Consider the following 21,516-nt stretch of genomic DNA (forward strand, 5'->3'; position numbering starts at 1 on the left):
CACGCAGGACGGGTGCGCAGACAGCACACCGAAGATCTAGGTTACGCGATGCCCTGAGCGGGTACAAACCGGTGGACACGTGGCCTTGCCCACGCCCGGCAGGGCAGCACGGTCACCCCGTGGGCCGCCCCCAGTCCGCGACCCGGTCCTCGTTCTCCGCCAGCCACTGCTCGGCGACCGCCTCGGGCTCGCGGCCGTCGTGCTCCACCGCCGCGATGAAGCCGCTCACGTCCTGGTCGGTGAGCTCGACGTCGCGCAGGATCCGCGCGGCCGGGGGCGACATCCGTTCGAGCGCGGCGGCCCAGGCGACGTGGACCTCGACGTTCTCGGCACCCTGCTCGTGCTCCCAGGGGATCGGGCCGAGCCGCCGCAGCGCGAACCGCTCGTGGATGCCGTCGGGCTCGTACCCGTAGAAGAGCAACGGCCGCCCGGCGGACGCCTCCTGGTCCAGCCGTGCCTTGAAGATGGTCGCCGAGTACGTCTCACCCTCGATCGACTCGTGGCCGCCCTCCTCGAGCCATGCGTCCAGGTTGACGGTCGAGGCCCAGCCCCGGGGCCCGATCCACATCTCGCCGGCGCCGTCGCCGTCCGTGTCGAAGAGCGCCGCGACCTCGGGGTCGAAGAGATCGTCGGTGGTCCGCAGCAGCTCCTCGGAGCCGCCCGCGTCCAGCACGTAGATACCCTGGGAGCCCGTGTAGGAGTGCTCGCTGAGATGGATCTTCCCCGAGGTCACCCACTCGCGCACCGCCACCCCCTGGTTCTGGAGCCACAGGTCAGGATGCACCTGCACGGGCGGCTCCTCCGCCCCCATGCCTGCGACCGCGTCGACGTGGTCCATCGTCTCGATCTCCACCGTGACGTCGGCCTCGCCGAGGACGTCGCGCAGGATCTCGGCCGTCACGCTCGCACCCGACCATCCAGGGTCGGCGATGGTGACCGTGGCGTGCTCCGTCTCGGGCGCCGCCTGCACCTCGCCCGGCCGAGGGGCGGCCGCGGTGCCCGTGCCGATCTCGTCGCTGAACGCCGTCGGCATGAGCACGATGGCGAGGATCACCAGGCTCGCCGTGCCGAGGTAGAAGGCGTTGAAGCCGCGGCCGGGAGGCAGGGACTCCACCAGCCGGATCCGCCCCTCGGCGTCCCGGGTGCGGATCCCGTCGCGGACCTGCGACGGCGTGAACTCCCCCGCCTCGAGGAGCTCGGACGGCAGGTAGTACTTCTTGCCGATCTCCCGGAATCCCTGCTCGAGCCGCCAGATCTGGTTCGTGAAGCCGTGGATGTTGTTGCGGTCGTAGTCACGGATCGCGAACATCGCCAGGAACGCCCCGCCGGCGAACAGGATCGCGCCCGCGTTGCCGAGCGGCAGCGTCCCACGCAGCAGCAGCACGAAGACGATGCTGCCGAGACCCGTGAGCCACAGGGCGGCCCGCTCCCCCAGCGACAGCCGGTCCAGGTGGATCGCGAGCCAGGCGTTGAAGGCGTCGAGGGCGCTCTCGTGGTTCGGGGTGCGCGCCTCGGCGAGCCTGTGCTTGATCGCCAGCGCACGGCTCTCCTTGCCCTCGGCGGAGCTGTCGTACTCGAGCTCGATGAGGTCCTGCAGCAGCGCGTCCGCCGCATCCTTCTCGCGCGAGTCGTCGGTGGCGATGAGGCGGCGCACCACGGTGGCCCGCGCGTCGAGCTCCTGGGTACGGCGGCCGGCCACCTGCGAGAGCGTGAAACCGGCGAGGATCGCGAACAGGCCCGTGATCGCCGCGGCCATCTCCGGTACCGAGCTCAGCACGTCGCGCGGCAGCACCTGTGCGGCGAGCGCGACGTAGACGGTCGCGACCAGCGACAGCGACAGCGCGTTCATGGACCGGTGCCGCGCGTGCAGGGTCAGGTTGGAGAACAGGATCAGGACCAGGCCGACGATCGCGATGGGCCGCACCGGCTCGTCGAAGAGCAGGTACAGCAGCACCACGGAGACCGCGGGCGAGAAGTACGGGAGAGAGGACAGCGTGAGCGACTTGTACTCCTGGAACGCCCAGGTCCAGGTGATCTCGGCCACCAGATACGTGCCGATGCCGATGAGGGCGCACACCAGCAGCACCTGTGCGTCGAAAGCGTAGAAGCGCAGCGTCTGCCCGCTGACCCACAGGGCCAGCAGCACCGCGGCGAGGGCGGTCGCGTTGGCCACCGAGATGGCGTAGAAGGTCGCGATCGGGCGCGAGTCCACGAGCCGGTCGAACGACCTGGTCGCGTTGATGGCGAACGGCAGGTACAGGCCGCTGCCGATCGCCGCGACGAACGCCCACACGATCTCGCCGCTCGAACCGTCCGCCTGCCCGGCTCCCGCGTTCGATACGCCGATGGCCGCTGCCCCGACGAACGAGGCCAGCACCATGAGCCACTCGTTCCACTTGAGCTTGGCGGCGGTGGCCGGAGAGAAGATCCGCATGGCGATCACGGCGATGAGCGGCCACGTGAAGGCGATGATCGTCGCGTCGACCTTGGGCGCGCCGTACAGGGCCCGGTAGAAGCCGTAGTACCAGAGGGCGAGGAAGAGACCGGAGAGGGCCGCGGAGCCGGCGCCCGACAGGGCCTGCCGCCCGCCCCGGAGCACGGCGATCGTGCGACGCCGGAGCACGAGGGCCCCGACCACGCTCGTGACCACCGAGATCGCACCAGCGACGACGTACACCTCGGCGAAGTCGCCGCGGTCGCCGATGATCGAGATGAAGACCGGTTTGAGGGACCAGAACGCGACGGCGGTGAGAGCGGCGATGGTGACCGCCGCGACCGACAGCTTCGGGGGACCGGACGTCTCGTGGGCCAAAGCCTCTCCAGGTTCAGGTGTCGAAAAGCCGCAGTCTATGGCGGTACGGACCCGACCGGGCGAGGACCTGGCGACCCGGATCCGCCTGTGCCTACTCTGGAGCAGGTGATCCTGATGGTCTCAATGGCGGCAGTCGAGCACGACGACATCGACCGGGCGATGCGCGCGGTGCCCCGGCGTGAGTTCCTGCCCCGGTCCCAGCGGCCCTTCGCCGGCCAGGACCGGCCGCTGCCGATCGGGCGCGGGCAGACGTCGTCGCAGCCCAGCACGGTCGCGGCCATGCTCAGGCTGCTGCGGGTCCCCCTCGGGGCGCGCGTGCTCGACGTCGGGTCGGGCTCCGGCTGGAGCACCGCCCTGCTCGCGTTCCTGACCGGCCCCCACGGGCACGTGCTCGGGGTCGAGCGGGACGAGCGGCTCGCCGCGTGGGGCGCCGCGAACGTCGAACGCACCTCGATGACGTGGGCCAGGGTGGTGCAGGCCGAGCCCGGCGTGCTGGGCATGCCCCGCGAGAACGGCTGGGACCGGATCCTGGTGTCGGCCTCAGCGCCCGCCCTGCCGCGCGCCCTGGTGGCGCAGATCGGGTACGGCGGCCGCATGGTGATCCCGGTGCGGACGTCGCTGCTGCTCATCGAGCGGCTGCCGGACGGGCGCACGCGGGCGACCGACCACGGCGGCTACCGCTTCGTGCCGCTCATCCAGGACTGAGGTGCCGCCGGCAGCGCGCCTCGTACGACTCCGCGCCGCCCACGTGCGCGGCGACGGGGACCAAGGCGCCGCCCGGGCTCTCCGGCTCGGGAGTGGCGGCCACCCGCACGTGGAACGCGGCGTCCGCGCCGCACACCGAGCAGACGGCGGTGAGCTTCTCGACCGACTCCGCGAGCGCCATGAGCTCCGGCAGCGGGGCGAACGGCTGCCCGTCGAAGGTTACCGACAGGCCCGCGACGACCACGACGAGGCCCTGCTCGGCCAGCTCCGAGACGACGGGCACGAGGCCGGCGCCGAAGAACTGGGCCTCGTCGATGGCGACCAGCTCGACCGGTGCGCCGTCGTCGCCGTCGGCCACCAGGGCGGGGATGCCCGCGGCGTCGGACACCGTGCGGGACGGGACGGCCGCGCCCGAGTGCGAGGTGACGCGGCCGGCGCCCCGGCGGGTGTCGAGCGCGTGGCTCACCACCAGGACGCCGCGCCCGGCGATCCGGGCGCGGCGCACGCGGCGCAGCAGCTCCTCCGACTTGCCGGCGAACATCGGGCCGGCGATCACCTCGAGGCGGCCGGCGCCCAGACCGTCTTCCATGGGCGCCAGTCAAGCAGACGTCCGCGCTACAGCACCCGCGAGACCCCCGGGACCTTGCGCAGCAGGCCTGCGAGCAGCCAGCACAGGGGCACCGCGAGCGCGAGCAGCAGCAGCCACCTGACTCCCGCCGGGGCCACGACCGGGGCGAGCAGCATCGCGACGCCGACGAGCACCACCGGGTGGATGACGTAGACGGCGTAGGAGCTGCGCCCGGCGGAGCGCACCCAGGCGTGGCGGCCCTGCACCTTGTCGCGGAACAGCACCAGCAGGCCGATGACCATGCCGACGGCGAAGACGTTCTCCAGCAGGCTCTGAGCCATCTGGAGGGGCAGGCCCACCGGCTCGCCCGAGAGGAACGGCAGGATCGTGACCAGCAGCGGGCCCGCCGTCACGAGCGCTGCCACCAGACCCACGCGCCCCTGCCGCGCGGTGAGCCCCGCCAGCCACCCGCGGCGTGAGGCGAGCACACCGACCGTGAAGAGGGTGACGTACTGCGGCATGCTCGCCGGCGTGGGGAGCGCGCCGATCTCCCAGAAGGTGCCGAGCGGGACGGCGAGCCGCCAGAGGAACGTGGTCACGGTCAGCAGTCCCACGAGCGCGCCGATCCGCCGCCAGGTGACCGCGCCGACCGGTCCGGCCAGGTCGGTCGGACGCAGCTCGGCGGCGGTGGGGCCGCCGGACCGCGTCCGCAGCCACCGCAGGGCGACGTAGGCGAGCGACATGACGAGCAGGACCTCGACGAACCACAGCGGCCCCGGGTCGACGATGCTGAACCAGTACTCGCCGAGCGGCTGGTCCTCCGGGCGGGCGTGCAGCGTCAGCAGCGGCCGCAGCAGGGCGGTGAAGGCGATCAGGGGCACGCCGAGCCGGACGAGCCGGTCGCGGACGAACGCTCCCCCGCCCTTGCGGTCCACGGACCCCGCCACGAAGAGCCCGGCGATCATGAAGAAGAAGCCCATTCGGAAGCAGCCCGTGACCAGCACGAACGCCATGAGTGCGAGGCCGGAGGCGCTCGTGCTCGGCTCGGTCCAGTACCAGATGGGCAGCGCACCGTAGGTGAGCGCCGCGTGGTGCGCCAGGACGAGCACCGCGAGCAGGATCCGCAGGTTGTCGATGTAGCCGAGCCGGGTTCTGGCGCGGGGTGGGGCGGTCGTCGTCACCGTGTGTTCTGTCGTCACCGTGTGCTCCGTCGTCGAGAGGTTGGCGTTCACTGGTTCATTACTCGACTAATGAACCACAGAACGCATGAGGTCCGCAACGGTTTTCGAGGCGCGCACGAAAAAGAGGGCCGCCACCTCGCGGTGGCGACCCTCTTCCCGGACGTCAGGTCACAGGCCGAACAGCCGTGCCCAGAAGCCCTTCTTCTGCTCAGGCGACCTCGTCGCCGGCTCCTTTGGGCGGTTCCGGCTGCCCAGGGCCGGAGCCTCCCTCCGGCGCGTCGGCGGCCGGGGCGACGGCGTCCGCCGCCGTGCCGGACGACGGGACCGGGTCGGGCGAGCCCGCTGCCGGAAGCTGGATCTCGTCCAGGGAGGCCGGGCCGTCCGGGGCCACGTCCTTCGTCTCGTGCGTCTCGTGGGCGTGCTGCGCCGCGGCGGCGATGGTCGCGAGCGTGGCCTTGACCGCCTCGCGGGCCTCCGACCGCTCCTCGGGCAGGCTGGCGACCGGAGCGGGCTCCGGCTGCACGGCCTTCTCCTTGCCGCGCTTGCGGCGGGCGCGCGCGGAGCGCGGACCCTCCTCGGACGCCGCGGGGGCGCCACCCGTGCCGTTGCCCGACTTCTCGATCGGCTCCTCGTGCACGATGAAGCCGCGGCCCTTGCAGTGCTCGCAGGTCTCCGAGAACGCCTCGACGAGACCCTGGCCCACGCGCTTGCGCGTCATCTGGACCAGGCCCAGCGAGGTCACCTCGGCCACCTGGTGCTTGGTGCGGTCGCGGCCGAGGCACTCGACCAGGCGCCGCAGCACCAGGTCACGGTTGGACTCGAGCACCATGTCGATGAAGTCGATGACGATGATGCCGCCGATGTCGCGCAGGCGCAGCTGCCGCACGATCTCCTCGGCCGCCTCGAGGTTGTTCCGCGTGACGGTCTCCTCGAGCGTGCCGCCCGCACCGGTGAACTTGCCGGTGTTGACGTCCACGACCGTCATCGCCTCGGTGCGGTCGATGACCAGCGAACCGCCCGAGGGCAGCCAGACCTTGCGGTCCATACCCTTCGCGAGCTGCTCGTCCACGCGGTGCACCGCGAACACGTCGGTGTTCTCGGCCCACTTGGAGACACGCTCGCGCAGGTCGGGCGCGAGCTCCTCCACGTAGTGCGCGATCTCGTCCCACGCGCCCTCGCCCTGCACCACGAGCGACGAGAAGTCGTCGTTGAAGATGTCGCGGACCACGCGGATCGCCATGTCCGGCTCACCCTGGAGCAGCGCGGGCGCCGAGGCCTTCTTCGACTTGGCCTGGATCGCGTCCCACTGGCCCTGCAGGCGCTCGACGTCGGCGCGCAGCTCGTCCTCGCTCGCGCCCTCCGCGGCGGTGCGCACGATGACGCCCGCGCCGTCCGGCACGACCTCGCGCAGGATCTTCTTGAGGCGCGACCGCTCGGTGTCGGGCAGCTTGCGGCTGATGCCGGTCATGCCGCCGCCCGGCACGAACACCAGGTACCGGCCGGCCAGCGTGATCTGGCTCGTCAGGCGGGCGCCCTTGTGCCCGATCGGGTCCTTGGTGACCTGCACCAGCACCGAGTCGCCCGACTTCAGCGCCTGCTCGATGCGACGCGGCTGACCCTCCAGGCCCGCGGCGTCCCAGTTGACCTCACCGGCGTACAGGACGGCGTTACGGCCCTTGCCGACGTCGACGAACGCCGCCTCCATCGAGGGCAGCACGTTCTGGACCCGGCCCAGGTACACGTTGCCGGCCATCGACGCCTGCGACTGCTGCGAGACGTAGTGCTCCACGAGCACGCCGTCCTCCAGCACCGCGATCTGCGTGCGGCCGTTCTTCTCGCGCACGATCATCGACCGCTGCACCGACTCGCGGCGGGCCAGGAACTCGGCCTCGGTGATGATCTGGCGGCGCCGGCCGTGGTCGCGACCCTCGCGGCGGCGCTGCTTCTTCGCCTCCAGGCGCGTGGAGCCCTTGAGCGCGGTGACCTCGTCACTGCGGCTGGACCGCGCGGCCGCGGCCTCGGCACGCTCGCCCCGCGTGCCCCGCCGACGACGGCGCCGACGGCGGCTGCCGCCCTCACCGTCACCGTCCGCGGCGTCCTGGGCGTCGCCCTCGTCGTCGGAGTCGGCCTCGCCGTCGACATCCTCGTCGGAGGACGCCTGCGCATCCTCGTCCTGGTCGTCGTCCTGGCCCTCGTCCTCGTCGGCCGAGTCGTCCTGGTCGTCCCCGCGACCGGCCCGGCCGCCGCGGCGACCCCGGCCACCCCGGCGACGACGACGGCGCGACGGGCGCACCTCCTCGTCGTCGTACTCCTCGAAGTCCTCCGGGGCGAGCTCCTCGAGCTCGACGCCCTCGGCGACCAGCTCGTCCTCGATCGCACCGACCTCGTCGACGGCCGCGGCATCGTCGGCGCTCAGCTCGGCGGCGACGAACTGCGGGGTCGCCGGAGCGGCCGGAGCCACCTCGGCCTCCGGGGCGGTCTCGTCCTGCGCGGGCGCGGCGGGCTCCGCCTGCTCAGGACGGGCAGCGGACTCGCCCGTGCGGCGCACGGCTCGGCGCGACCGGCGGGCGCGGGGCTCGGCGGGCGCCTCGGCCGCGGTCGTGGGCTCGGCCGCGCTTCCGGTCGTGTGCTGCGTCGCGGGCTCGGCCGCCGGGGTCGCGGGCGCGCTCGGCTCGGCGGGAGCCGCGGTCGGCTCCTCGACCGTGCGCGGCACGGGGCGCGCGAACTGCGGCGTCAGGTCCTGGGGACGCGGCGGTCCGGCCGGGGCCTGGGCGCGGCGCGAACGGCGGGCGGAGTCGTCCGGCGCCTGGAAGAGCAGCGCCGTCGTGGCCAGGCGGGGCACGCGGGTGCCCGAGGTGGTCGCGGCGGGCGAGACCGGGGTCTGCTCGGCCGCGGCCTCCTCGGCGGGTGCCGGGGGCTGGGCGGCCGGGGCGGCGGAGGTCGCCCGGCGGCTGCGGCGCGCACGGGCCTTCGGAGCCTGCTCGGCGGGCTCCTCGGCCGGGACCTCGCTGGCCGCGGGCGTCTCGGCGGGTGTCTCGGCCGCGGGGTCCGCGACCTGCTCGGCGGGCTTGCGGCGCGAGCGGCTGCGCCGGGGCGCCTCCGCGGCGGGCTCGGTGGCCTCGGGGGCAGGTGCGGCCTCTGCGGCGGCGGCCTCGGCCGGTTCCGCCTTCCGGCGGGTGCGGCGACGCGGCGCGGTCTGCTCGGCGTCCTGCGTCGGGGCGCCGGGCAGCACGATGTCGTCGAGGCTCGCGACCTCGCGGGCCGCCGGCTCGGCGGGCGTCACGGGCTCGGGCAGCTCGAGGTCCAGCGGGGCGGACGCGGGCTCGTCGGCTGCGGGCTCCGTGGCACCCGCGACCGGCTCGATCTCGGCGACCTCGGGTGCGCCGGTGCCGGTGGGCTCGGCGGCTGCCGCGTCCACGTCGATCGTCTCGGCGTCGGCGGCGACGGGCTCCGTGGCCGGGACCGGCGCAGTGACATCCGTCTCAGTCGCGGCGGGCTCCTGCCCCGGCGCGGACTGCTCGTCCGCCGTCGGTGGGGTGGCCGGGGCGGTCGGCGAGGACACACCGCGCGTGGCGCGGCGGCGCGGACGCCGCGCGGCCGGCTCACCGGACGCCGGCGCCGGCGAGGTGGCCACGGCGGCGGTGCCGCCCGTGGTCACGGGCTGGCCCTCGGCCGGGGTCGAAGGGGTGTCGGACGAACCGACGACGATGGGGCCCGCACTGGCCGTCGAGACGACGGAACGGGTGGCCCGACGGCGCGGGCGCTTCACCGGCGTACTGTCCGCCGGGGCCTCCCCACCAGTGGTGACCTGGGCATTCGCCTCAGGTGCGTCGTGATCATCCTGTGACCCGATGGTCGAACCGGTGGTGCTGGAAGGCGTCACGTGAGGTGCTCCTGTAGCCGGAGTCCGCTCCACACCACGCGGACCGCCAGGCGGTCGGTCGTCCGGCGATGTGTCGCGGCGAAGCGACCCATCCGGACGGAAGTCTCGGCTGCGGCCCCTGCCTGCGGTCTTCGCGGACGCCTGCGGCCACGTTCTGACGTGACAGCGGCACCGCGTGCGGAACGCGAGCAGTTCTGGACTCTGCAGGCCACGCAGGGATGTGGGCCCGCGCGGCTCCGACCAGTATCGCACAGGACACCCGGCCTGCCTCTCCCGTGCTCAGCGGCGTGTACAGTGGCTTGTGAAGACATTCACAAGCGTGGGCCTCGCCTGTTCGGAGCCCCTCGCAGACCACACAGGAGCCCGGAGTGGACGCTCTCGACCTGGCACGCTGGCAGTTCGGCATCACCACCGTCTACCACTTCATCTTCGTCCCGCTCACGATCGGCCTCGCCCCGCTCGTGGCGATCATGCAGACCGCCTGGGTGCGCACCGGGAACGAGCGCTGGCTACGGCTGACCAAGTTCTTCGGCAAGCTGTTCCTGATCAACTTCGCGCTCGGCGTCGTCACCGGCATCGTGCAGGAGTTCCAGTTCGGCATGAACTGGAGCGAGTACTCCCGGTTCGTGGGCGACGTGTTCGGCGCTCCCCTGGCGATGGAAGCGCTGGCCGCGTTCTTCGTCGAGTCCACGTTCCTCGGCCTGTGGATCTTCGGCTGGGACCGGCTGAACAAGAGGGTGCACCTGGCCTGCATCTGGGCCGTCGCGGTCGCGGTGAACCTCTCGGCCTTCTTCATCCTGGCCGCCAACTCGTGGATGCAGCACCCGGTGGGCGCCCGCTACAACCCCGAGACGGGCCGCGCCGAGATGGAGTCCATCTGGGCGATCCTCGCCAACAACACGCTGTGGGCGGCCTTCCCGCACGCCGTCGCGGCCGCGTTCCTGACGGCCGGCACCTTCGTGGCCGGCATCGCCGCGTGGTGGATGGTGCGCCTGGCCCGTACGAGGCGGCCCGACGACGTCGAGCTGGCGCGGAACGTCTACCGACCGGCCGTGGTGCTCGGCACCGTGGTGATGCTGGTCGCCGGCGTCGGCGTCGCGCTGACCGGCGACGTCCAGGGCAAGCTGATGTTCGAGCAGCAGCCGGGCAAGATGGCGTCGGCCGAGGCGCTGTGCGAGGGCGAGGAGGCGGCCAGCTTCTCGATCCTGACCATCGGCGACCTGTCCAACTCGTGCGAGGGCGTGCGGCACATCCTGGAGGTGCCCGGCCTGGCCAGCTACCTGGGCACGGGGCACTTCTCCGGCCCGGAGAGCTTCCTGCCCGGCGTGGACGACGTGCAGCAGCAGTACGCCGAGCGGTTCGGCGAGACCGACGACGCCGGCGACCCCATCTCCTACACGCCGAACCTCGCCGTGACGTACTGGAGCTTCCGGCTCATGATCGGCTTCGCCGCCGGGTCCGCGCTGCTCGCGCTCGCCGCCCTCTGGTTCACGCGGGGCGGCCGGGTCAGCGACAACCCGTGGCTGGCCCGCATCGGCCTCGCCGCCATCCCCACGCCGTTCCTCGCCTCGTCGTTCGGCTGGATCTTCACCGAGATGGGCCGCCAGCCCTGGGTCGTGGCGCCCAACCCCACCGGCATCGACGAGATCCGGCTGCTCACGATGCGCGGCGTCTCGCAGGTGGTGAGCCCCGGCATGGTGCTCACGTCGATGATCGTCTTCACGCTGCTCTACGGCGTGCTGGCCGTGATCTGGTACCGCCTCATCCACCGCTACGCGGTCGAGGGCGTGCCCGCCACGGTGCGCGACGAGTCCCCCGAGGCGGCGGGCGACGAGACCGACCGTCCACTCTCGTTCGCCTACTGACCGACTGACAAAGGACATGACAGTGGATCTCGCACTCGTGTGGTTCCTCATCATCGCGGTCCTGTGGACCGGATACCTCGTGCTCGAGGGGTTCGACTTCGGCGTCGGGATGCTGATGTCCCTGCTCCCCCGCGGTGACGCCGCCCACCGGGAGAAGGAACGCAGGCTCCTGCTGAACACCATCGGACCCGTGTGGGACGGCAACGAGGTGTGGCTGATCACCGCGGGCGGCGCCACCTTCGCGGCGTTCCCCGAGTGGTACGCCACCCTGTTCTCCGGGTTCTACCTGCCGCTGCTGCTGATCCTGGTGGCGCTGATCGTGCGCGGCGTCGCCATCGAGTACCGGGGCAAGATCTCCGACGCCGTCTGGGCCCGTCGGTGCGACCTCGCGATCCAGGTGGGCTCCTGGGTGCCCGCCGTGCTCTGGGGCGTGGCGTTCGCCAACCTGGTGCGCGGCGTCCAGCTCGACGAGGCACACCAGTACGTGGGCGGCTTCTGGGCCCTCATCAACCCGTTCTCGCTGCTCGGCGGCGCCACGACGCTCGTGCTGTTCCTGCTGCACGGCTCGGTGTTCGTGGCGCTCAAGACCGACGGCGACATCCGGGCGAGGGCCCGGCGGTGGGCAGGCGTGCTGGCACCGGTAGCCGTGCTCGTGGCCGGCGGCTGGGCGGTCTGGGCGCAGGTCGCGTTCTCCGCGACCTGGACGTGGGCGGTCGTGGCCGTCGCCGCGGCGGCCCTGGTCGGCGTGGTCCTGACGAACCGGGCGGGGCGCGAGGGTTGGGCCTTCGGCCTGTCGGCCGTGACGATCGTCGCTGCCGCCGTGCTCATCTTCGGCTCCATGTACCCCGACGTCATGCCCGGCCTGGACGGCGGCAACGCCCTGACCGTCGCCGAGGCGTCGTCGACCCCGTACACCCTGACCATCATGACCTGGGTGGCCGCGTTCCTCACGCCGCTGGTGATCCTGTACCAGGGGTGGACCTACTGGGTCTTCCGGCGCCGCCTCACGGTGGACCACATCCCCGCGCCCGCCGGGCTCACCTGGAAGAAGATCAAGGAGTCGGCGTTCTGAGACCCCTCGACCCCCGACTCCTGCGCGAGGCCCGAGCCGCGCGGTGGTACGTGGCGCTCACCGTCGGGCTGGGCGTGGCGGCCGCGGGTCTGATCGTCGCGCAGGCGCTCCTGATCGCCGACCTCCTGACGCCGGTCGTGCGCGGCGACGGCACCTCCGCCCCGGCGCTGTCCTGGTCCTTCGCGGGCCTCGCGCTGGTGGTGGGCGGGCGCGCCGTCGTCGCCTGGGCGCAGGAGCGGTACGCGCTGCGCGCGGCTGCCCGCACCGTCGCCGAGCTGCGGCGTGCGGTGGTCGAGGCGTGGGCGCGGCGCGGCCCGCGGGCGTCCTGGCCGACGCCGGACGGCGCGGCCGGGTCCGCGTCCGGGTCGACGGCGTCGGGCGGGGCGAGCCCCGAGGCCGAGGTCGCGACCCTCGCGACGCGCGGTCTCGACGCGCTCGAGCCGTACCTGGTGCGGTACGTGCCCCAGCTCGTGCTCACGGCGCTGCTCACCCCCGCGCTGGTGTGCGTGGTGCTGGGGCTGGACTGGGTGTCGGCGGTGATCGCCGTGGTCACGCTGCCGCTCGTGCCGCTGTTCATGGTGCTGGTCGGGCGGCTGACGGCGGGGACGTCGCAGCGGCGGCTCGCCGTCGTCGAGCGGCTCGGGGCCCAGGTGCTCGACCTCGTGGCCGGGCTGCCGACGCTGCGTGCCTTCGGGCGGTCCGTCGGGCCCGGCGCGCGGGTACGCGCGCTGGGCGACGCGTCCCGCCGGGCCACGATGGGCACGCTGCGCGTCGCGTTCCTGTCGTCGATGGTGCTGGAGCTGCTCACCACGCTGTCCGTGGCGATCATCGCCGTGGGGGTGGGGCTGCGGCTCGTCGAGGGCGGCATGGAGCTGGAGCCGGCGCTGGCGGTGCTCGTGCTGGCACCCGAGGTGTACCTGCCGCTGCGACGGGTGGGCGCGGAGTTCCACGCGTCGGTCGACGGGGTCGCGGCGGTGGACCGGGCGTTCACTCTGCTCGACGCGGGCAGCTCGGGGACCTCCGGGACCGGGGACGGCGCCGGGCACGGGACCGGTCGCTCGCGCGGCGGGACGCTCGTGCTCGACGACGTCTCCGTGCGCGCCGGCGGCCGCGGGGTGCTCGCGCCCGCCGGCCTGTCCGCGCGGATCCCGCTGGGCACCGGGCAGCCGGGCACCGGCCGGGTCGTCGCGCTGCGGGGGCCGAGCGGTGCGGGCAAGTCGACCGCCGTGCTGGTGCTGCTCGGCCTGCTCGCACCGGACTCCGGGCGGGTCGGGCTGGAGCCGGACGACGGCCCGGTGCGTGCCCTGACCGATTCCCTGGCCGATCCCCTGGCCGATCCCGCGGGCGACGGGCTCGCAGCCTGGTGGGCGCGGCTCACGTGGGTTCCGCAGCGGCCGACCCTCCCGCCGGGGCGCCTGCGCGACGTCGTGCTCGGCGGCGCCCCTCGCCCCGACCCGGACCGCGCCCTCGCTCGGGCCGCCCGCCTGACCGGGCTGGACGCCGTGGTCGACGCCCTGCCGGACGGCTGGGACACGCGCATCGGGCTCGGCGGCGTGGGGCTGTCCGTGGGGCAGCGGCAGCGCGTGGCGCTCACGTCGGCCCTGCTGGACGACGCCGCCGCGCGCCCCCTCGTGATCCTCGACGAGCCGACCGCGCACCTCGACGCCCGCGGCGAGCAGGCCGTGCTCGACACCGTCCGGGCCTGGCGCGACGCGGGCCGCACCGTGCTCGTCGTGGCGCACCGCGCCTCGCTGCTCGCCCTCGCGGACCAGGTGGTCGAGGTCCGCTCGGCGACGGACCCGGCGGCGCTCGTGGGGGCACCGTCGGCGACCGCACCCACCGGCCGGGAGGCCCCATGATCGACCAGGTCAGCCAGGCTCCGGCCCGCGCGGCGGCGTCCGAGCCCCGCCGTGCTGCCGCCCCGGTGCCGCGCCGCGACCCGCTGCGGCGGGTGCTGCCTCTGCTGGAGGTGCGCCCGGGCAAGGTCGCGGCGGCGATCACGCTCGGCGTGCTGGCGCTGACCTGCGCGATCGGGCTCGCCGCCGTCGCGGCGTGGCTCGTCGCGCGGGCGTCACAGATGCCGCCGGTGCTCACGCTGTCGGTGGCCGTGGTGTCGGTGCGGGCGTTCGGCATCGGGCGCGGGGTGCTGCGCTACTGCGAGCGCCTCGCGTCCCACGACGTGGCCCTGCGGGGCATGGCGGCGCTGCGGGCCAACGTGTACGAGCGGCTCGCCGAAGATGACCGCCCGGTCACCGTGCGGCGTGGCGAGCTGCTGGCCCGGATCGGCCAGGACGTCGACGACGTGGGCGACGTCGTGGTCCGCGCGCTGATCCCCGCCGGGATCGCCGTGGTGACGTCGCTGGGGTCGGTGGTGCTCCTGGGTGTGCTGCTGCCTGCCGCCGGGGTGGCGCTGGCGCTGTGCCTGGTGCTCGCGGGCGTGGTGACGCCGTGGCTCGCGGCGCGCGCGGCGGCCCGCACGGAGGCGCGGGGCGCGACGGTCCGCGGCGAGGTGTCGGCGGTGTCGCTGGAGCTGCTGGAGGAGTCGGCGGCGCTGCGCGTCACGGGCCGGTTCGACGCGCGGCTGCGCGACCTGGACGCGGCGGACGCGCGGCTGTCGGCCGTGGCGGACGACGGCGCCCGCACCTCCGGCCTCGCCGCCGGGCTGGGGGCGCTCGCGCAGGGTCTGGCGGTGCTCGCGTCGCTGGCGTTCGGCATCCCGGCGGCGCTGGCGGGGTCGCTGTCGCCGGAGGCGCTGACCGTGATCGTGCTGACGCCGCTCGCGGTGTTCGAGGCGACCGCGGGGCTGCCGGCCGCGGCGGTGCAGCTGCACCGCTCGCGCGAGGCGGCGCGGCGCCTGCTGGTGCTCCTCCCGGCAGACGGGTCAGAGGACCAGGTCGCTCGGGCGGACTGTGCGTCCGACCCGGAGGGGGGCCTTGTCCTGGAGGACGTCGCCGCGGGGTGGCTCCGGGCAGATGGGCGGCCCGCCGTGGCCGTCGACGGGGTGTCGCTGGCGCTGCGGCCGGGCTCCGTGGTCGCGCTGGCGGGGCCGTCCGGCGTCGGCAAGACGACGGTGCTGATGACGGCGGCCGGGCTCGTGCCGCCGGTGTCGGGCACGGTGAGCGGCCCCGGGGCCCTGTTCGTCGCCGAGGACGGGCACGTCTTCGACACCACGGTGCTGGAGAACCTGCGGGTTGCGCGCGGCGACGTGACGCCCGACGAGGCCCGCGCGGCGCTCGACGCCGTCGGGCTGGGCGGCTGGCTGGCCGCGCTCCCGGAGGGGCTGGACACCGTGGTGGGCACGGACGCGGCCGCCGTCTCGGGCGGCGAGCGCCGACGGCTGCTGGTGGCCCGGGCGCTGCTGTCGCCCGCGCGGGTGCTGCTCGTGGACGAGCCCGCGGAGCACCTCGACGGCGACACCGCGGACGCGCTGGTGCGCACCCTCGCGGCGCACGCCCGGGCGACGGGCCGCGCCGTCCTGCTGGCGACGCACCGGCTCACGCCCCTGGCCGTCGCGGACGAGGTGCTGCTCCTGGGCCGCCGCCCCGGGGACGGTCCCGCGACCGCCGTCGCCCGCGGTCGGCACGAGCATCTCCTCGCCACGGACCCGGCCTACGCCTGGGCGGCAGCGCAGGAGCACGGTCGACGAGGCCGTTGACCACAGCGGGTGCTGCCGGGCTCGGGGCCTCCGTGGCAGCAGCCGCTGTGGTCGACGGCCCGTCGGGCGGCGTCAGGGTGCCAGCAGCGCCATAGCCGCCGCGCGGCCCGGGATGCCGCTCACTCCCCCGCCGCGGCGGGCCCCGGCGCCCGCGAGCAGCACCCGGTGGTGCTCCGTCTCGACGCCCCAGCGCGCGGTGTCGTCGTCGGACTCGGCGAAGGGCCAGGTCAGGTCGCGGTGGAAGATGTGCCCGCCCGGCAGCCCGACGTCGCCCTCCAGGTCCACCGGGGTGCGCACCTCCAGGCAGGGCGCGCCGTCGGCGTCGGTCGCGAGCACGTCCTCGATCGGCTCGGCCAGCACGGAGTTCAGCGACGCGAGCGTGGCCGCCAGGGCGCGCTCGCGGGCGCCGTCCGGGTCCGCGCGGAAGAGCCGTGCCGGCATGTGCAGCCCGAACAGCGTGATGGTCTGGGCGTCGGTCGCGGCGAGGTCCGGGCCGAGGATCGACCGGTCGGACAGCGTGTGGCAGTAGATCTCGCTCGGGGGCAGGTCGGGGATGCGGCCCGCGGCGGCCTGCGCGTAGGCGTCCTGGAGCTGGGTCAGGGACTCGTTGACGTGCAGGGTGCCGCTGAACGCCGCGACGGGGTCCACGCCGTCGCGCAGCCGGGGCAGCCGCCGGAGCAGCATGTTGACCTTGAGCTGCGCCCCCTCGGGCGCGGGCGCCGGGGAGGGCGGCCCCGACACCGCCCCGCGCCCGGCCGCGGCCAGCAGCCGGTCGAGCTCCGCGGGCGCGCACCCCGCGAGCACGTGCCCGGCGGTCACGCCCCGGGTGTGCCCGTCGGCGTCGGTCCAGGTGATCTCGACGCCCGCGGCGCCGGGGTCGACGGCGGTGACGGTCGCGGAGGTGAGGATCGTCGCCCCGGCCGCCACGGCGGCGTCGCGCAGCGCTCCCGATACGGCGCCCATGCCGCCCACGGGCACGTCCCAGTCACCGGTGCCGTTGCCGATCACGTGGTAGAGGAAGCAGCGGTTCTGGCGCAGGGACGGCTCGTCGAGGTCGGCGAACGTGCCGATGAGGCCGTCGGTGGCGGCGACGCCGCGCACGACGTCGTCGGCGAAGGTGCGGCGCAGCAGGCCGCCCAGGGGTTCCTCGAACAGGGCGCGCCAGGCCTCCTCGCCCACGCCGTCGACCACGAGGTCGCGGACGGCCGCACGCGAGAGCAGGGGTTCGGTGAGGGTGGGCGCGAGCCGGCGGGCCACCTCGGCGGTCATCGCGTAGAACCGGCCCCATGCCTCGACGTCGGCGTCGGAGCCGGTGAGGCGGCGGAACGAGGCGCGCGTGGCGTCGTCGTCCTGCGTGTCGACGAGGAGGCCGCCGTCGCCCACGGGCGTGTACGACGAGTAGCGGCGGCGCCGGAGCGTGATCGGGAGCCCCAGCTCGTCGACCACACGCCGCGGCAGCAGCGAGACCAGGTAGGAGTAGCGGGAGAGCCGCGCGTCGACGCCCGGGAACGGCCGGGCCGAGACGGCGGCGCCGCCCACGTGGTCGGCGCGTTCGAGCACGAGGACGGAGCGGCCGGCCCGGGCCGCGTAGGCGGCCGCGGTGAGCCCGTTGTGCCCGCCGCCGACGACGACGGCGTCGTAGCGGGAGCTCAGGCGCGCGGGCGGGTGGGGCGCGGTGGGATCGACCATGGCGGACATGGTGACACGGAACTCATTGCCAAGAGAGTTCCATCACAAGACGGTATGTGACCTAATCGTGACATTTGAGGAAGGTGCCGGTACGGTCGGTCTCACCTCTCCAGCAGCGGGGAGGTCCAGGTCCGGACGCCGAGCCCTGTCACCGGTCCTGAGCAGCTACGACGTGACAGGGGCGGGGGAACCAGGTAAGCCGGGCACGCGAGTGTCCTCGGGGTGAAGCCTCGTCAGAGGCCGGGTGATCGAACTCCCCATCCGAACCCGACAGCTCACCTCGTAGGCGTCCGAGGAGATCACAGGTGACCGTACTCACCGACCGCACCCAGGACTGGGCGGACGACCAGGCAGACCGTCCCAGCTACCGCGGCAGGCACCGCGCCGAGGGCCCCGCCCTCACCCCCTTCACCGCACTCACCCAGACCGCCGCAGAGAACGCCGCCCGCACGGGCGCCATCGCTGTCGTCACGTCCGGCATGCTGGCCTCGGTCTTCACCCAGACCGCCCACACGGCCCCCGCCGAGACGCACACCCAGGCCACGCTGGCGAACGCCACGCCGGTCAGCAACACCGTGGACGCCACGGTCCGCGCCGGTTTCGCCGACAACCTGGTCACCAAGGTCAAGGTCACGCAGAAGGCCGAGTTCTGGGCCGAGAGCGGGCGGGTGTCCGTGACCCCGTACGCCGAGACCGAGGAGGGCATCGCCGAGGCCAGGGCGAAGGCGGAGGCCGAGGCGCGTGCCAAGGCCGAGGCCGAGGCCCGCGCGAAGGCCGAGGCGGAGGCCAGGGCAGCGGCGGAGGCGGCAGCGGCCGCCGAGGCCGCCGCGAAGGCCGAGGCGGAGGCCGCGGCCGCCGCCTCCGAGAGCTCCGCCGACCTGGGCCAGCAGGCCGTCAACCTGGCGCTCGAGTACGTGGGCGTGCCCTACGTGTGGGGCGGAGCCTCCCCCAGCGGCTTCGACTGCTCCGGGCTCATCCAGTACGTCTACGCCCAGCTCGGGGTCAGCCTCCCGCACAGCTCGAGCGCGATGTCGACCGTGGGCTACCAGGTCTCGGCCGCCGAGGCCCGCCCGGGCGACATCGTCTGGACGTCCGGGCACGTCTCCCTCTACGCGGGCGACGGCATGGTCGTCGAGGCCCAGCAGGAGGGCGTGCCCGTGCACTACACCGAGATGTGGCAGAACAACCCCGTCTACATCCGCGTGACCGGCTGACCCCGCGGCCGTCGCCGACGCCCGCCCGGACCACGGCGTCCGGGCGGGCGTCCGCGCGTCACCCGGGCGGCGTCCGGTAACGTCCCCGGCGTGAAGATCCTCGTACCGGACGTCCCGTTCGACCTCGACTTCCCGTCCCGGCTGCCCGACGGCGGAGCCTCCTTCGGCCCCGGCGGCACCGACACCGTGGTCGCCTACGCGATGAACGAGCCCGTCCCCGAGGAGCACACCGACGCCGACGTGCTGGTCACGTGGTCCAGCCCGCCGAAGGTCGTGGCCGACGCCGCCCGCCGGCTCACCCGGCTGCGCTGGGTCCAGACGCTGTCCGCCGGGCCGGACGTGGCGCTCAAGGCCGGGTTCGGCCCGGACGTCGTCATCTGCTCCGGGCAGTCGCTGCACGACGACACCGTGGCCGAGCACGCCCTGGCCCTGATCCTGGCCACCGTGCGCCGCATCGACGTCTCGCTGGCCGCCCAGCGGGAGCACCGGTGGGCCAAGGAGATCACGTTCGCCCAGGCCGAGCCGGCCACCGAGCAGGAGTACACGCTCGACGGCGCGCGGGTGACCGTCTGGGGCTTCGGCTCGATCGCGCTGCGGCTCGCCCCGCTGCTGACCGCGCTCGGCGCCCAGGTCACGGGCGTCGCCTCGCGCGCCGGCGAGCGGGCCGGGTACCCCGTGGTCGGCGCGGACGAGCTGGAGGCGCAGCTGGCGCGGACCGACCTGCTGGTCTCGCTGCTGCCCGCGCTGCCCGCCACGAGGCACATCCTCGACGCCCGCCTGCTGGCCCTGCTGCCGCCGGCCGCGCGGTTCGTGAACGTGGGCCGGGGGGCCACCGTCGACGAGGCCGCGCTGGAGGACGCGCTGCGCTCCGGCCGGCTGGGCGGCGCGGCGCTGGACGTCATGGAGACCGAGCCGCTCCCCGAGGACTCACCGCTCTGGGACGTGCCGAACCTGATCCTCACGCCGCACGTGGCGGGCGGGCGGCCACGGCGCGCGGCCGCGTTCCTGGCCGACCAGCTGACCCGCTGGCGTGCGGGCGAGACCCCGCGCAACCTCGCGCGGTAGCGCATCGAGCTCAGCGCGGTAGCGCATCGAGCTCAGCGGGGCAGACCGCGCGGCCGGGGCTGGCAGACCGGGCAGCTGAACGACGACCGGTTCATGAAGGCGTCGCGGCGCACGGGCGTGCCGCAGCGCCGGCACTCCTCGTTCTCACGCCCGTAGACCGCGAGCGACCGCTCGAAGTAGCCCGACTGCCCGTTCACGTTGACGTACAGGTCGTCGAAGCTCGTGCCGCCCTGGGCCAGCGCCTCGCGCATCACCTCGGCGGCCGCGTCCAGCACCCGGCGCACGTCGCCGGCCCGGAGCCGGTCGGTCGCGCGCGCCCAGTGCACCTGGGCACGCCACAGCGCCTCGTCGGCGTAGATGTTGCCCACGCCCGACACGACCGTCTGGTCCAGCAGCGCGCGCTTGACCTGCGTGCGCCGCCGGCGCACCCGCCGCACCAGCGCGTCCAGGTCGAGGTTCGGGTCGAGGAGGTCGCGCGCGATGTGCGCCACCGGCTCGGGCAGCACGGGCAGGTCCGACCCGTACCCGGCGGGGACGCCGGACGGCGCCGCGGGGTCGCCGTCGGGCACGAGGTCCTGGACGCTGAGGTGCCCGAAGGTGCGCTGGTCCACGAAGTCGAGGTACCGCGCGCCGGAGGGCGCGCCGGCCAGGTGCAGGCGGACGCGCAGGTGGGGGTGGCGCCAGTCGTCGGCGGGCGTGGCACCGTCCGGGCCGGGTGCGGCGCCGTCCGGGCCCGCGGCGCCGCCGTCGACGGCGGGCGCACCGCCCTTGGACACGGCGGACGGCGCGGCGCCCCGGACGAGCAGCTGGCCGGACATGCCCAGGTGCGCGAGCAGCGCGGCCGCGGGGTCGCCGGCGGCGACGTCCGGCGGCGCGAGCGGCAGCCACAGGAACTTGCCCCGGCGCACCGCGGCCGTCAGGCGGCGCCCCACGAGCTGGCCGCGGAACGAGGCGGGGCCGCCGTCGTGCCGGCGCACGCTGTACTCCCGGAACACCTCGACGTCCCGCACGACGGCGCCGACCACCAGGCGGTCGAGACCGTCGCGGACGGTCTCGACCTCGGGCAGCTCAGGCACCGGTGTCGGCGGCGGGCAGCGGGAACTTCTCCAGCAGCGCCCGGTAGGTCTCCTCGGCGGCGCCCTGCTCGGCGTGCTTCTTCGCGGAGCCCGAGCCGGAGCCGTAGGTGACGCCGTCGATCACGACGGTCGAGTGGAAGACCCGCGCGTGCTCCGGACCCTCGAACGTCGCCACGTACTCGGGGGCGCCCAGGCCGCGCTCGGCCGACGCCTCCTGCAGCGACGTCTTCCAGTCGAGCCCGGCGCCCAGCCCGGCCGCGACGTCGAGCGTCGCGTCCACGAGGCGGTGCACCAGGGCGCGGGAGGTCTCCAGTCCGTGCGACAGGTAGGTGGCGCCGATCAGGGCCTCGACCGTGTCGGAGAGGATCGAGTCCTTCTCGAAGCCGCGCGTGCGAATCTCGCCCTTGCCGAGCAGCACGTACTTGCCCAGCCCGAGGGTGCGCGCCACGGCGGCCAGCGCACGCTGCGACACCGTCGCCGCCCGCATGCGCGCCAGGTCGCCCTCCGAGAGGTCCGGGTGGCGCCGGTACAGCGCCTCCGTGACCACGAGCCCCAGCACGGTGTCGCCCAGGAACTCCAGGCGCTCGTTCGTGGGGATACCACCGGCCTCGTGTGCGAAGGACCGGTGCGTCAGTGCCAGCACAAGAAGCTCGGGGTCCAGATGGACCCCGAGCTTCTCGAGCAGCGCGGTAGGTTCCGGCCTCGCCGGCGACGTCCCGCCCTTGGCCACG

14 protein-coding genes and 1 riboswitch are annotated in these 21,516 nt (G+C 74.2%); of the genes, 7 read left to right on the forward strand and 7 right to left on the reverse strand.

Annotated features, from left to right (window positions below; all coding sequences use genetic code 11):
* Positions 1-112: 112 nt before the first annotated feature.
* Positions 113-2,812: a glycine betaine ABC transporter substrate-binding protein gene (locus tag APR03_RS08310; RefSeq protein ID WP_253834551.1), complete on the reverse strand. Its 2,700-nt coding sequence runs from the start codon at positions 2,810-2,812 to the stop codon at positions 113-115.
* 114 nt (positions 2,813-2,926) lie between these two features.
* Here APR03_RS08310 and APR03_RS08315 point away from each other — a divergent pair, with 114 nt between their 5' ends.
* Entirely contained in the window at positions 2,927-3,517 is a 591-nt protein-coding gene (locus APR03_RS08315) for a protein-L-isoaspartate O-methyltransferase family protein (protein ID WP_253834777.1), read from the forward strand.
* Here the strand turns inward: APR03_RS08315 and APR03_RS08320 are convergent.
* The 3 genes from APR03_RS08320 to APR03_RS08330 all read right to left on the reverse strand — a co-directional run bounded on the left by APR03_RS08320 (position 3,504) and on the right by APR03_RS08330 (position 9,035).
* A complete protein-coding gene (locus APR03_RS08320) occupies positions 3,504-4,106 on the reverse strand; it encodes a thymidine kinase (RefSeq protein WP_253834553.1) in 603 nt (200 codons plus the stop codon). The genes APR03_RS08315 and APR03_RS08320 overlap by 14 nt on opposite strands.
* A 26-nt stretch (positions 4,107-4,132) precedes the next feature.
* Positions 4,133-5,284, reverse strand: a complete 1,152-nt coding sequence (locus APR03_RS08325) for an acyltransferase family protein (RefSeq protein WP_253834555.1) — start codon at positions 5,282-5,284, stop codon at positions 4,133-4,135.
* A 190-nt stretch (positions 5,285-5,474) separates the two neighbouring features.
* Positions 5,475-9,035 (reverse strand): ribonuclease E/G, encoded by a 3,561-nt coding sequence (locus APR03_RS08330; protein WP_253834557.1) that lies wholly within the window; start codon positions 9,033-9,035, stop codon positions 5,475-5,477.
* Positions 9,036-9,517: 482 nt separating this feature from the next.
* On the opposite strand from APR03_RS08330, the gene APR03_RS08335 reads away from it, so the two are divergent.
* From APR03_RS08335 to cydC, 4 genes are read left to right on the forward strand one after another with little or no spacing between them, the layout of a single operon-like run.
* Positions 9,518-11,014 carry a cytochrome ubiquinol oxidase subunit I gene (locus APR03_RS08335; RefSeq protein ID WP_253834559.1) on the forward strand — a complete coding sequence of 499 codons (1,497 nt, stop codon included), beginning with the start codon at positions 9,518-9,520 and terminating at the stop codon, positions 11,012-11,014.
* Positions 11,015-11,030: 16 nt separating this feature from the next.
* On the forward strand, positions 11,031-12,086 hold the full coding sequence (gene cydB / locus APR03_RS08340; RefSeq protein ID WP_275977257.1) for a cytochrome d ubiquinol oxidase subunit II: 1,056 nt from the start codon (positions 11,031-11,033) through the stop codon (positions 12,084-12,086).
* The gene (cydD, locus tag APR03_RS08345) at positions 12,083-13,945 is read left to right on the forward strand and encodes a thiol reductant ABC exporter subunit CydD (protein WP_253834779.1); all 1,863 of its coding nucleotides are present in this window, start codon (positions 12,083-12,085) and stop codon (positions 13,943-13,945) included. The genes cydB and cydD overlap by 4 nt, the downstream gene beginning before the upstream one ends.
* Positions 13,942-15,741: a thiol reductant ABC exporter subunit CydC gene (gene cydC, locus APR03_RS08350; RefSeq protein WP_253834562.1), complete on the forward strand. Its 1,800-nt coding sequence runs from the start codon at positions 13,942-13,944 to the stop codon at positions 15,739-15,741. The genes cydD and cydC overlap by 4 nt, the downstream gene beginning before the upstream one ends.
* Before the next feature lie 72 nt (positions 15,742-15,813).
* Here the strand turns inward: cydC and APR03_RS08355 are convergent, their stop codons facing one another.
* Entirely contained in the window at positions 15,814-17,430 is a 1,617-nt protein-coding gene (locus APR03_RS08355) for a phytoene desaturase family protein (protein ID WP_253834571.1), read from the reverse strand.
* Positions 17,431-17,583: 153 nt separating this feature from the next.
* A riboswitch (cyclic di-AMP (ydaO/yuaA leader) is annotated at positions 17,584-17,734 on the forward strand.
* A 1-nt stretch (position 17,735) separates the two neighbouring features.
* On the opposite strand from APR03_RS08355, the gene APR03_RS08360 reads away from it, so the two are divergent.
* Positions 17,736-18,644, forward strand: coding sequence for a C40 family peptidase (locus tag APR03_RS08360; protein ID WP_308216461.1), 909 nt, complete (start codon positions 17,736-17,738; stop codon positions 18,642-18,644).
* Between the two features lie 90 nt (positions 18,645-18,734).
* On the forward strand, positions 18,735-19,709 hold the full coding sequence (locus tag APR03_RS08365) for an NAD(P)-dependent oxidoreductase (protein ID WP_253834573.1): 975 nt from the start codon (positions 18,735-18,737) through the stop codon (positions 19,707-19,709).
* Between the two features lie 32 nt (positions 19,710-19,741).
* Here APR03_RS08365 and mutM read toward each other — a convergent pair whose 3' ends face one another.
* Complete coding sequence (gene mutM / locus APR03_RS08370; protein ID WP_253834575.1) at positions 19,742-20,785, reverse strand: bifunctional DNA-formamidopyrimidine glycosylase/DNA-(apurinic or apyrimidinic site) lyase; 1,044 nt, start codon at positions 20,783-20,785, stop codon at positions 19,742-19,744.
* A complete protein-coding gene (rnc, locus tag APR03_RS08375; RefSeq protein WP_253834577.1) occupies positions 20,778-21,515 on the reverse strand; it encodes a ribonuclease III in 738 nt (245 codons plus the stop codon). The genes mutM and rnc overlap by 8 nt, the downstream gene beginning before the upstream one ends.
* Position 21,516: the final 1 nt, after the last annotated feature.

Origin of the sequence: Promicromonospora thailandica, assembly GCF_024171955.1 — a bacterium.
Taxonomy (GTDB): Bacteria; Actinomycetota; Actinomycetes; order Actinomycetales; family Cellulomonadaceae; genus Promicromonospora; species Promicromonospora thailandica.

Excerpts from the sequence above, each read along its gene's own strand:
- APR03_RS08315 (WP_253834777.1), top strand. The coding sequence starts at position 2,927 with ATGGTCTCAATGGCGGCAGTCGAGCACGACGACATCGACCGGGCGATG.
- APR03_RS08320 (WP_253834553.1), bottom strand. The coding sequence starts at position 4,106 with ATGGAAGACGGTCTGGGCGCCGGCCGCCTCGAGGTGATCGCCGGCCCG.
- cydB (WP_275977257.1), top strand. The coding sequence starts at position 11,031 with ATGACAGTGGATCTCGCACTCGTGTGGTTCCTCATCATCGCGGTCCTG.
- cydC (WP_253834562.1), top strand. The coding sequence starts at position 13,942 with ATGATCGACCAGGTCAGCCAGGCTCCGGCCCGCGCGGCGGCGTCCGAG.
- APR03_RS08355 (WP_253834571.1), bottom strand. The coding sequence starts at position 17,430 with ATGGTCGATCCCACCGCGCCCCACCCGCCCGCGCGCCTGAGCTCCCGC.